The following is an 11,787-nucleotide window of genomic DNA, read 5'->3' as shown; positions in this document are numbered from 1 at the left end:
ATTTTCATATAGTGTACTATGCTTAATAAATTACTTAATTTTATATACCTATTTATATTCGGCAGGAATAATGAGCAAAAACCTAACAGGGAAAGAGGTTACCTTCGCCGCAGACGAACAATTAATATCAACCACTGATCTTAACGGCGACATCACTTATACCAATGACAACTTTTGCCGAATTGCCGGTTATTCTCGGGAAGAGTTAATAGGTCAACACCATAATATGGTGCGCCATCCCGATATGCCTAAAGCAGCCTTTGCAGACTTATGGCAAAAGCTTAAACGTGGTGAATCATGGAGAGGTATTATTGTTAACCGCTGTAAAAATGGCGACTATTATTGGGTTGATGCTTATGTAACTCCCTTGTATGAAAATGATAATATTATAGGTTATCAATCAGTTAGAGTACTACCGAGTAATGAACAAAAGAAATCCGCTCATGCCTTGTATCAAGACATTAATAACGGTAAAAAAATACGTGAGTTTTCAACTCATGTTCAACTAAAGCGCTTATTGTCTGTTGCTACTATTTTAATAGCACTTACTTATACTTTTATTGCATTTGGTTTTACTGCAATGCTGCCTTTATTGCTTAGCTTTATCGCACTTTTTAGTATTTACTTTGAAGAAGTAATACGACTCCCCTATACAATGATAAAAATTAAAAAGCGCTACGATAGTATTTCGCGTTATTTATTTGCTGGTAAAGGTATAGCGGCTTTACTTCAATACCCTTTTTTAATGCAAACAGCAAAAGTACGCACTATTTTAGGGCGCAGTAGAGACTCTGGCGTTATTCTAACTAATTTAGCTAGTGAACTCGGCGATTCATCACAGCAAACATTAGATGGCTTAGTTGAAGAGAATCACCAACTTAACCAAGTGGCTACAGCTATTACGCAAATGAGTGCAACGATTGATGAAGTGAGCCAAAATACAACGGTTGCCTATGACAAAGTAGTTGAAATTGTTGGCGAATGTAACCATACCATTTTATCGATAACAACTACCGAAACTAAAATCACTAGCCTTTCTCAAGAGGTAGGTAAAGCGGCCTCTACTGCAGCAGTTTTAGTTGAAGATGCTAATAATATTTCAACCATAATGAATGAGATTCAAGGCATCGCCGATCAAACGAATTTACTTGCATTAAATGCAGCAATTGAAGCCGCACGAGCAGGTGAACAAGGACGAGGCTTTGCTGTTGTTGCCGATGAAGTAAGAACATTGGCCAGTAGAACACAATCTGCAACTGAGCATATCCAAAAGTCTGTGGTCGAGTTACAAAAAACATTGCAACAATGGAGCGAGGTAATGTTAGCAAGCCGAGACGAAGCCAATTTATGCGTACAGGACACTCAAACCGCAAAGCAAAACATGGATAAGGTGAAAGCAATGATAGATGTTATTAACGGCATAGCCGCTCAAATAGCAACAGCTACAGAGCAACAAAGTGTGGTGGCGGATCAAGTAAGCCAAAACATTCATACAATTGATAATATCTCAAAGAAAAATACCGAAAGCGCAGAAAAAGTGAATGAAAATAGCACTGCCGTAAAAGACAATGCTAAGTCATTAGAGTTACTTAGCTCAACCTTTAGATAGAATAAAACCACCTCTAAGCCCGCACGTTGGAATTTAAAGGTGGTGTTTTGTATAAGGAACTTACTTTTTTAGCTTAGCAAGCGCATCTGCAAATGCATTACCCATAGCGCCATTGGCTGGGGCTTTGTTTACTTTTGCTTTGGTTGGCTTAGTGTTGGTATGTTGACTAGGTTTAGCCTTATGCGCTTTAGCTTCGTGTTTATTGGGCTTATAGTTAGTTGTTGCTTGTTGAGGTTTTGTTGGTATTGCATCATCTAAGCGCATGGTTAAACTAATACGTTTACGGTGAGCGTCTACCTCTACCACCTTCACTTTAACAATATCTCCTGCTTTTACCACTTCATGTGGGTCACTAACAAACTTATTGGTTAATGATGAAATATGCACTAATCCGTCTTGGTGAACACCGACATCAACAAATGCGCCGAAGTTAGCAACATTGGAAATAACACCTTCAAGCACCATTCCCACCTGAAGATCGCTTATTGTATTAATACCTTCTTTAAACGTAGCGGTTTTAAACTCAGGCCGAGGATCTCTATCAGGCTTTTCTAATTCCGCAATAATATCTTTAATGGTGAGTTCGCCGAAATTACTATCAGTTAATGCACTAATGTCGAGTTGGTGCAACTTTTCACTATTTCCCAGCGCTGTCGCCAGATCGATATTTAATTGTTTAATAATTTTATCAATTACCGGATATGTTTCAGGATGAACACCCGATGCATCTAACAAGTTTTCACCATCACGAATGCGTAAAAAGCCAGCGGCTTGCTCAAATGCTTTAGGCCCAAGTCTTGCTACCTTTTTTAATTCTTTACGATTATTAAAGCGGCCATTTTCATCACGATAGGCAACAATATTATAGGCCATTGTTTTATTTAAGCCCGCAACACGTGTTAATAACGCAGTAGAGGCACTGTTAAGATCAACGCCTACCGCATTTACACAATCTTCAATAACATTATCTAACGACTGGCTTAATTGACTTTGGCTTACATCATGTTGGTATTGACCAACACCAATAGCTTTAGGGTCTATTTTAACGAGTTCTGCCAATGGATCTTGCAAGCGTCTAGCAATTGACACCGCGCCGCGCAACGACACATCAAGCTCAGGAAACTCTTTCGCTGCTAATTCTGAAGCCGAATACACCGACGCGCCAGCCTCGCTCACAATTAACTTATTCGGTTTGCCGGTTTCTAATTCTTGAATGGCTTCAGCAATTAATTTGTCACTTTCACGTGAACCGGTACCATTGCCAATCGCAATCAGTTCAACCTTATGCTGTTTACATAAATTCACAATGGTACGCTTTGACTTTTCCCAATTATTTTGCGGTGCATGAGGGAAAATAGTAACGGTTTGTAAAAGTTTCCCTGTACTATCAACAACCGCTAACTTACATCCAGTGCGTAAACCAGGATCTAAACCTAAAGTTACTTTGGCGCCAGCAGGTGCTGCTAGTAATAAATCCTTTAAATTTTTAGCAAATACTTTAATTGATTCGGCTTCCGCTTTTTCGCGTAACTGTCCTAATAGCTCTGTCTCTAAGCTTAATGAAAACTTTAACTTCCACGCCCATTGCACAACTTTTGTTAAAAAAGCAGCACCAGCTTGCTGTGTTAAGTTTAATCGGTAATGGTCACTAATAATTTGCTCTGCACTAGAATAGCCGTTGGCTTCCTGCCCTGGGTCAACATTTATCGCAAGCTGTAAAAAACCTTCATTTCGTCCTCTAAGCATTGCTAACGCACGATGCGAAGGTACGTGTTTAAGTAATTCACTATGTTCAAAATAATCACGATACTTTACCGCATCTGCTTGCTTGGTTTTTACAACTGAACTGGTTAAGTGCGCTTGTTGTAATAAGTGACGACGTAATTTTTGCAATAAATCAGCATCTTCAATCATACGTTCAATTAAAATATAGCATGCACCATCGAGAACTTGCTTTTCATCTGCATAACCTTGTTCTTTATTAAAATAAGCCTTTGCTTCTACTTCTGGGTCAAGCTGCCAATTATTAAACAGTTTATCTGCTAAAGGCGCTATACCAGCAGTAATTGCCATTTGCCCTTTGGTTTTTCGCTTAGGTCGATAGGGTAAATATAAATCTTCTAGTCGAGTTTTATTATCTGCCGCGTTTATTTGCTTAGCTAACGTAGGTGTTAATTTATCTTGCTGTTCAATCGTTGCTAAAATAACTTTGCGACGATCATTAAGTTCTCGTAGGTAAGTTAAGCGCTGTTCTAAGTGGCGTAAGTGGTTATCGTCAAGTCCGTTGGTGGCTTCTTTACGATAACGTGCGATAAACGGTACGGTAGCACCATCGTCGAGTAAATTAATTGCTGCATTTATCTGTGAAGTTTTAACACCAAGTTCTTGAGCAATTTGCTCGGCAATACACGTCATTTAACTATTTTCCTACTAACTATTTAGGCGCTATAGCCTACCAATGGTTCGTTATTGATATTGAATGTTAAGCTGGTAATTTTAAACTTTAAGCAATCAAAATAAATAAACAGCAAAACTTAACAAACCCTAATATAATGCCGCATAGTATAACGTTTAAAAATTAAAATATTAGTAACTTTTAGATGAAAAAATCAAATTACATTACCCGCGAAGGTTGGGACAGACTCGATAAAGAACTTAAGTATCTTTGGAAAGAAGAGCGCCCTCGCATTACCCGCTCAGTTTCTGAAGCTGCGGCCTTGGGTGATCGTAGCGAAAATGCTGATTACATTTACGGGAAAAGACGTTTACGAGAAATTGACCGCAGAGTGCGTTTTTTAATGAAACGTTTAGATGATCTGAATATTGTTTATCCCAACAAACAGCAAGTAGGCAAAGTTTACTTTGGCGCTTGGGTAACCTTAGTTAATGAGAATGACGAGGAATTATGCTATCGCTTAGTTGGCCCTGATGAGTGGGATGTGAAAAATGCTGAAATTAGTATCGACTCACCAATGGCAAGAGCTTTACTTGGCAAGCAAGTAGATGATGAAATTGTAGTAAATACACCTGATGGAAAAAAAACCTTCGATATAATTGCTATCAAGTATCAAGGTATTTAACCTTCAAAGCCTTAGCTGCACAGAAATATTACAATATTAAAAAGCGTTGCAAGCGCTCAATCACTTTATCTTTATTAATTGGCTTTGATAAATAATCATTCATGCCTGCGGCTAAACATTTTTCCTGATCGCCAGACATTGCATTAGCGGTCATAGCAACCACTGGAATATTGATATAACGTTGACCCGCTTTGCCTTGCCTAATTTGTTCAGTGGCTTGGTAGCCATCCATTTCAGGCATTTGGCAATCCATAAAAATAAAGGTGTAAGGCGCATTTTCATTACTTTCATTAAGTTTAGCCAATGCGTCTAAGCCATTTATTGCAATGTCACAATTAAGCCCTAATTTTGCTAATAAACCTTTGGCAACCATTTGGTTAACACGGTTATCTTCCACTAACAATATTCTGGTATTAACAGGCCAGCCATAACTATGCACTTTTTCTTTGTCTATATTTTTTTGCTCTTGGCTTGATGGTAAATTGTTTTGCTCAATTTTTTTATCTAAAGCAGTCAGCGCTAGCCTCAAGTCTGAGGTGGTAGCTGGTTTGATAAAGTAATGGTCTACGCCTAATTCAGTTAAGTGATGCTGAGTAATATTAGCCGACATAGGCGTCATTAATACCATTTTCATTTGTTTAAAATTGGGTTTTTCTTTTAAGTAATTCACTATTTGCCTATTACTTGTTGCGTACAAATCATAGCTAATGATAATTAGCTGGAAAGTTTCGCTTTTAACCTTCTTTTCTTCGCATAAAGCATACACCTGCTGTTCAGTTGATACCGAATAAGCTGTTAATCCCCATTGCGCTAATTGGCGCTGAATAACCTTTCCATTACCCTCATGGCTATCAATAACTAACACATGAGCATTCTGTATTGAGTTGCTAAAAGGTAAATGTACATTATCTTCTGATTTATCAATTAATATCTCACCTGAGAAACAACTGCCAGAGTCATTACTACTCTGTAAGCCAACACGTCCCAACATACTTTCACAAAGCTTTTTAACAATAACTAAGCCAAGACCCGTTCCGCCATATTCTCGCGTTGTTGAAGCATCGACCTGACTAAAAGCAGAAAATAGTTTATTTTGCTTTTCTTTAGCAATGCCAATACCTGAGTCTTGTATTTCAAACGCTAGCTGCCACTGAGATTGAGTATGTGAAGTGAGTGTTAAACGAACAACAACCTCTCCTTCCTTAGTGAATTTAATGGCATTACTCACTAAATTAGTAAGAATTTGTCGAATTCGACTTGGGTCACCTTTTACTTTGGTTTCTTTTACATTAACTAAATCAAATACAAGCTCTAAACCTTTATCTTGTGCTGGCAGTGCCATTGCTTTGGCGAAGTCACCTACCATTTGGTGCAAGTCAAATTCTATATTTTCTAAATCGAGCTTATTAGCGTCTATTTTTGAGAAGTCGAGAATATCATTGATCAGTCCTAATAATGAGTTAGCGCTTTCTTTAGCAATAACGACACGGTTTTCTTGCTCATTGGTTAGCTCAGTGTCTTGAAGTAATGAAAGCATACCAATAACACCATTCATTGGCGTGCGTATTTCATGGCTCATACTCGCTAAAAATTCATTTTTAGCCTTAACTGCAGACTCTGCCAATACTTTTGCTGAAATTAATGCTTGTTCATTTTCAACTCGCGCGGTTATATCATAATTAGCGCCAATAACTGAGATCGGCTCACCACTACTATCTCTAATAGCCAAGCCAGATGCTTTAAGGTGACGGATCTCACCATTAGGCCAAATAATGCGAAATTGAGTATCGAACTTGGTATTCCCCGTTAATGCCTGTTGTAGCTCTTGAGTTGCAAGCTCAATATCATCAGGGTGAACGCAATCAGACCAAGTACTGAGTTTGTGATCAAATTCACTTTCTTCAATACCATATAGTTTGCAAGCCCAGCTATCCCAATCAAGCACATCGTTAACAATGTCGTACTCCCAAATACCAAAACCAGCATCGTCTGCTGCTATTTTCATTCGTCGGGTATACTGAATTTTTTGTGCTTCAGCCATTTTTTGTTCAGAAATATCGATCATTGTGCCAATCATTCGACGCGGCGTATTGTCTTCATTAAACTCAACCGACTTACCGGTATCAAGCACCCAAACCCAGTGTCCGTCTTTATGTAGAATTCTAAATTCGCACATATAAAACTCATCAGTGCCTTGCTTGTAACTATCAAGCTTTTCTTCAAACAAGTGAATATCGTCTAAGTGTATACGCGAAAGCCAAGTATCTTCTTTTACTGGGCTTAATTCGTCGCTCGTATAACCAATAATAGCCGCCCAACGTTCATTGATAGTAACTTTATCGGCATTTACATCCCAGTCCCAAATACCTATACCCGTTGACTGTAAAACAAACTCTAAACGTTGACGCCCCTCACTAATCACTCGTTGAGTAAAAACACGCTCAGTAATATCTTGAAGCGATCCACTTATACGGACACATTGACCATTTTTAATTTCACCTTTACCGCGTGCTGACACCCACACTTCTTGCCCTTTCGCAGTAACTAGCTCTAATTCAGCCTCAAACTCTTCACCAGTTGCCATACTTTTTTCAATTAAGGCTTGAATGGTGTTACGGCTGTTCCCTTCTTTATAAAAACCAAGGCCTGAAGCTAAGTCTGGCTTAAAGTCAGCGGGAACTTGGTGAATTTCACGCACCATTTTTGACCAATATACATTGTTATTAATAACATCAAAATCCCACGCGCCAATTCGTGCTTGCTGCTCCATTTGCTCTAACAACACCTGTTGCGTGCAAAGTTCTTGCTCCTGTTGTATGCGTAATAACTCTAAACTTAACCAGTTAGCAAACAATTGAATTAGCTCTAATTCTTGCTCGCTATAAGCTTTAGCTCTTGCCTTAGGCCCTGAAAAGTTTAACGTTCCAAAACGTTTACCACCAACACTTAGTGGCACACCAATATAACTTTCTAACCCAAAGCCTTTATAGCAAGGGTGCTCAGAGATTTCACTCTCTCCTGCATGATGAAATGCGAGCGGCTTATCAGCGTCTAGCGTATGTGTACAGTAGGTATTACCCAACTCAAAAGTATCTCCTGGCGCAATTTCATTATTAGGCGCTAGGCAATACAACACCTTGTATTCGTTATTAACAATTTGGCTGACTATCGCGAGGGGTAAATGATATAACTGGCTACCAAGTGCTAATAACTTCTGAATTTTTTCATCGCTTGTTAAATTACTACTTGAGGTGATTTTGTGCAATTGATTAAGCGCCTGCTCGGTTTGCTTAATATCGTTAATCTCATTTTGTATCACAATAAAAGAAACAATGCGCTGCAGATCATTTTTCAAAGGCACTATGGTTGTGTCTAACCAAAGTTCTTGGCCGCCTTTAATTTTATTAACTGATTCTCCGCGCCAAAAATCTTGTATCACACACTGTTTAAAAATCGCTTCAAACTCTTTTTGCTGATAGTTTTCACCACAAATAGAAAAAACACTTTTATTCAAAACCTCATCTTTTGAATATTGATAAAAATCAATAAAGCGATCGTTAACCGACGTAATTTCACTATTGGTATTAATACGAAAAACAATGGCGTGCTTATTAATGGCAAATTTTAATTCTTCGTTTAAGTTTTGGCTAAAAGTTAAGTCTTTATAACTTTCTATAATGCGCTGTTGCATCGGTTTGAATAAAACCCAATAGATAATGACTAATGCAACAAGTATTCCTAGCCAAACTATAAAACCGATTAACTTTATTGTAGTAATTTTAGCTTTTGCATTTTGCTCTAAATTTTGTACTAAGGTGTTTAAATCAACCAGTATTTTTTCAACTATATCTGGGTGAAATTGAGTGTTAACAATAGTAAAAGCATCATTAGCTGAAGTTATCTCGCTAAGTGTTTGCGCTGATTCAATATAGCTTTTAACATCTTGATTTAAGCTTTTTGAAGATAAAGGCCCTGCTTGTGTTACTAACCAAGCCCACTGGTTTTCCTGTTCGACAATTAAGTCAGCTAAGTAAGCATGTTTTTCTGCAAATGTTGTTGCTGTTTGAAATAAAGAATTACGCAGGCGGTCATCAACAACCCCAGATTTAAGCGCATTAAAGTGTTGTTTAGCCAACATTGCAATTTTCTGCGAATACATACGCTGGCTGCCTGATACGTCGATAACCTCTGCCACTTTTTCTTGTTGCTGAAAAAGCGATATTAATAGCAGGTAAGACACGCTCACTAAAATACCAATTAATGCGAGTGCTAAGGTGTTTTTATGTTTTACCTTCTTTTGCAGATCTGTAGCTACCGTCATATAAATTGTTCATCTATTTCAATAAGTCTTAAAAAGGAGACTGATGTCTCCTTTTAATTAATTAAGCAATCTTTAAATAATCTTTAATAATTTCAGCACCACTGTCGGCCTGTATAGGTTTAAATATAAAACCAGATATTCCTAAATCTTGGCACTTATCAACTAGACCTTTATCTGTTACTGACGACAACATTACAATAGGTACATTTGAACCCGCGGCACGAATTTGGCGTAATGCTTCATCGCCATTAACCTCGTTCATCACAACATCCATAAACATAAAGTCAGGTGACTCTTGTGCAACACTCGTTATCGCACTAGCACCATCATCAGCTTCAATTATATTATTATAGCCTAGTTGTGATAAATAACGCTTAATGGCTTTGCGGATCATTGCACTATCATCAACTAATAATATTTTACTCTCTGTACTTAAGGTATTGGTGTGTGTATTTTCAATACCTCGACTTTCTTCACGCTTAACCCCGACCTGCTGATAGTCAACACTTCGCACCAATAAATTAAAGTAATAACGTCCAACACCTTCAATGGTAATAGGCACGGTTACCACTTCAGTAACGCCTGCTAAATATTGCGCCATATCGCTCACATCATGAACAAAATAAGGGCTAGAAAAATTATAATCTAAGCTATAACGACCATGTAAATCTGTTGAGCGACCAACAATGGTGTTTCCCCACTCGGCTAATGCATTCGCTAACTCCTCAGTAATTTCTTCGTAGTTATATTTTTCATCAAACATTTTTTCACATACAGAATTACCGATCGCAATCGCAGTTTCTGGATAATGATGCATCATAATCACACCATCTAAGTTGCCTGTTACATCAGAGCAAACGGCATAACCTTTAAATCGAAAATCATCAACATTATCAATAAAAGGATCACCCGCTGTTCCCTCTAAATTAGTCATTGCTTTAAGACTTGCGATAGATTCAGTGATAAACGGATAGAGAATTACTTTATATATAGTGTCTACAGACATGGCGATACCTTAAATTTGTTATTATTTTTAATACTCACCCAAATTACTAAACCCAAATAAGTAATGCAAGCGACTAGATAAATTAATCATTAGCCTACGCTGTGATTGCAGTTATATTAGGGCGTGTTGATAATAGAACCAACAAAGGTAGGGTCTAATACTGTTTTTTGAATAATTTTAATTATCAAGTATGAAGTTAGCGCTAAGTAGCCACTGATCTCCACCCTTGGTATTGTTATCTTGTTATCTCACGATTAAACATTTGTTATTAAATAGCTCGCACAATTTTAATTATCAGCTTACACTGGCAAAAGGAAATATATAACAACATGATTAATAAGGATTAGGTGTGGATTGGTTAGCAGAAGATACAACTACTACCATTGATTATGGGCTTCCGCCATGGAAGGTCGTTATCGTCGATGATGATGATGAAGTGCATAAAATCACTACAATAAGCTTAAATGATTTCGAGTTTGAGCATAAAAAACTTGAGTTTGTGCACTTATACTCGGGCAAAGAAGCAGAGCAATATTTTTCTCAGCATAATGATATCGCCTTGGTACTTTTAGATGTGGTAATGGAGTCAGACCATGCTGGTCTTGAGGTGGTTAAATATATCCGTGAAACGCTAGGAAACTATTACACTCGTATTGTGTTGCGTACTGGCCAACCTGGCACTGCTCCTGCAAATGAAGTAATTAAAAATTATGATATAGATGGCTATAATGAAAAAACAAAGGTCACCATTAACACACTTCATCATGCCATTTATACCGCCTTACGCTCCTATCGCGATTTAACCCGAATTCAGAACTATCAACGAGGGCTAGAAAGATTAATTAGTGCAATTAATGATATGACCCAAATAGATAGTGTTATGGAACTGTCAAACGCTGTATTGCAGCAAGTTAAAACGGTACTGGATGCAGAAAACGCACATTTTTTAATTAAAGACAGCGCTGCATTTACCATGATGAAAGCTAAAGATAACCATTGGAATTTTTCGATAAACGAAACTCAAGCAACCTTTGTTGATGAAAGTACTATGCTACAAAGCTCACAGCCAATAGTAGAGTATGCTCAGCAGTGCTTTCTTGAAAAAAAACACATTGTTGCTCCGCCTTATTATTGCTTTTATTACCACTCAAAACGTGGCACAGACAGTGCTTTTGTTTTTAAATGTGGCAGCGAGTTAAGTTCACTGTCACATAAGTTAATTAAACTATTTTCTATTAACATTGTATTAACGGTTGAAAATTTATTAATTGAAAAAGCACAGCAATCATTAGGTCATTAGTTGTCTATGATGGGTTACCTTAAGCTCAAAATTCCACCATTGCTTGTGGTGGTGTTATTTGCAGGATTAATGTGGTTAGTTTCTATTAGCTTCCGTTTATATTCTTTTAGCTTACCTTACAATTTAGTCATTGTAAGTAGTTTTTGGTTGGTGGCATTAGTGATCACCCTAGTCAGCGCTATTAGTTTTAAAAGCGCCAAAACAACGGTAAACCCTACCCAACCAAATAATACCTCTGCCCTCGTTACTTCTGGTATATATCGCATTACTCGCAACCCAATGTATTTAAGTTTTTCCCTTATCTTACTTGGTTGGGGTTTTTACCTCTGTGCTGTTGGTCCTTTGTTACTCGTGCCACTTTTTATCGCGTATATAAATTACTTTCAGATTATTCCTGAGGAGAATGCACTCTCTAAAATTTTTGGGCAACACTATAATCACTATAAAAAGAATGTTAGACGGTGGCTATAA

Annotated in this window: 7 protein-coding genes; 4 read left to right on the top strand and 3 right to left on the bottom strand. The window is 37.7% G+C overall.

Annotated elements, in window-relative coordinates:
- Positions 1-70 precede the first annotated feature (70 nt).
- Positions 71-1,609, top strand: a complete 1,539-nt coding sequence (locus QUD79_RS00450; protein ID WP_184422290.1) for a methyl-accepting chemotaxis protein — start codon at positions 71-73, stop codon at positions 1,607-1,609.
- Between the two features lie 60 nt (positions 1,610-1,669).
- Here the strand turns inward: QUD79_RS00450 and QUD79_RS00445 are convergent, their stop codons facing one another.
- Positions 1,670-4,024, bottom strand: a complete 2,355-nt coding sequence (locus QUD79_RS00445; protein ID WP_184422292.1) for a Tex family protein — start codon at positions 4,022-4,024, stop codon at positions 1,670-1,672.
- Positions 4,025-4,209: 185 nt separating this feature from the next.
- On the opposite strand from QUD79_RS00445, the gene greB reads away from it, so the two are divergent.
- Positions 4,210-4,689: a transcription elongation factor GreB gene (greB, locus tag QUD79_RS00440; protein ID WP_184422294.1), complete on the top strand. Its 480-nt coding sequence runs from the start codon at positions 4,210-4,212 to the stop codon at positions 4,687-4,689.
- 28 nt (positions 4,690-4,717) lie between these two features.
- Here the strand turns inward: greB and QUD79_RS00435 are convergent, their stop codons facing one another.
- Together QUD79_RS00435 and QUD79_RS00430 are read right to left on the bottom strand one after the other, a co-directional pair.
- Positions 4,718-9,010: a PAS domain-containing protein gene (locus QUD79_RS00435; RefSeq protein WP_184422304.1), complete on the bottom strand. Its 4,293-nt coding sequence runs from the start codon at positions 9,008-9,010 to the stop codon at positions 4,718-4,720.
- 61 nt (positions 9,011-9,071) lie between these two features.
- Positions 9,072-10,016 (bottom strand): response regulator, encoded by a 945-nt coding sequence (locus tag QUD79_RS00430; protein ID WP_184422306.1) that lies wholly within the window; start codon positions 10,014-10,016, stop codon positions 9,072-9,074.
- A gap of 349 nt (positions 10,017-10,365) precedes the next feature.
- Here QUD79_RS00430 and QUD79_RS00425 point away from each other — a divergent pair, with 349 nt between their 5' ends.
- Together QUD79_RS00425 and QUD79_RS00420 are read left to right on the top strand one after the other, a co-directional pair.
- Complete coding sequence (locus QUD79_RS00425; protein ID WP_184422308.1) at positions 10,366-11,316, top strand: DUF3369 domain-containing protein; 951 nt, start codon at positions 10,366-10,368, stop codon at positions 11,314-11,316.
- A 6-nt stretch (positions 11,317-11,322) separates the two neighbouring features.
- Entirely contained in the window at positions 11,323-11,787 is a 465-nt protein-coding gene (locus QUD79_RS00420) for a methyltransferase family protein (RefSeq protein WP_246454865.1), read from the top strand.

Origin of the sequence: Thalassotalea piscium, assembly GCF_030295935.1 — a bacterium.
GTDB lineage: Bacteria > Pseudomonadota > Gammaproteobacteria > Enterobacterales > Alteromonadaceae > Thalassotalea_B > Thalassotalea_B piscium.
The sequence above is the reverse complement of the archived record's forward strand: the minus strand, read 5'-3'. Positions and strand labels throughout refer to the sequence as shown.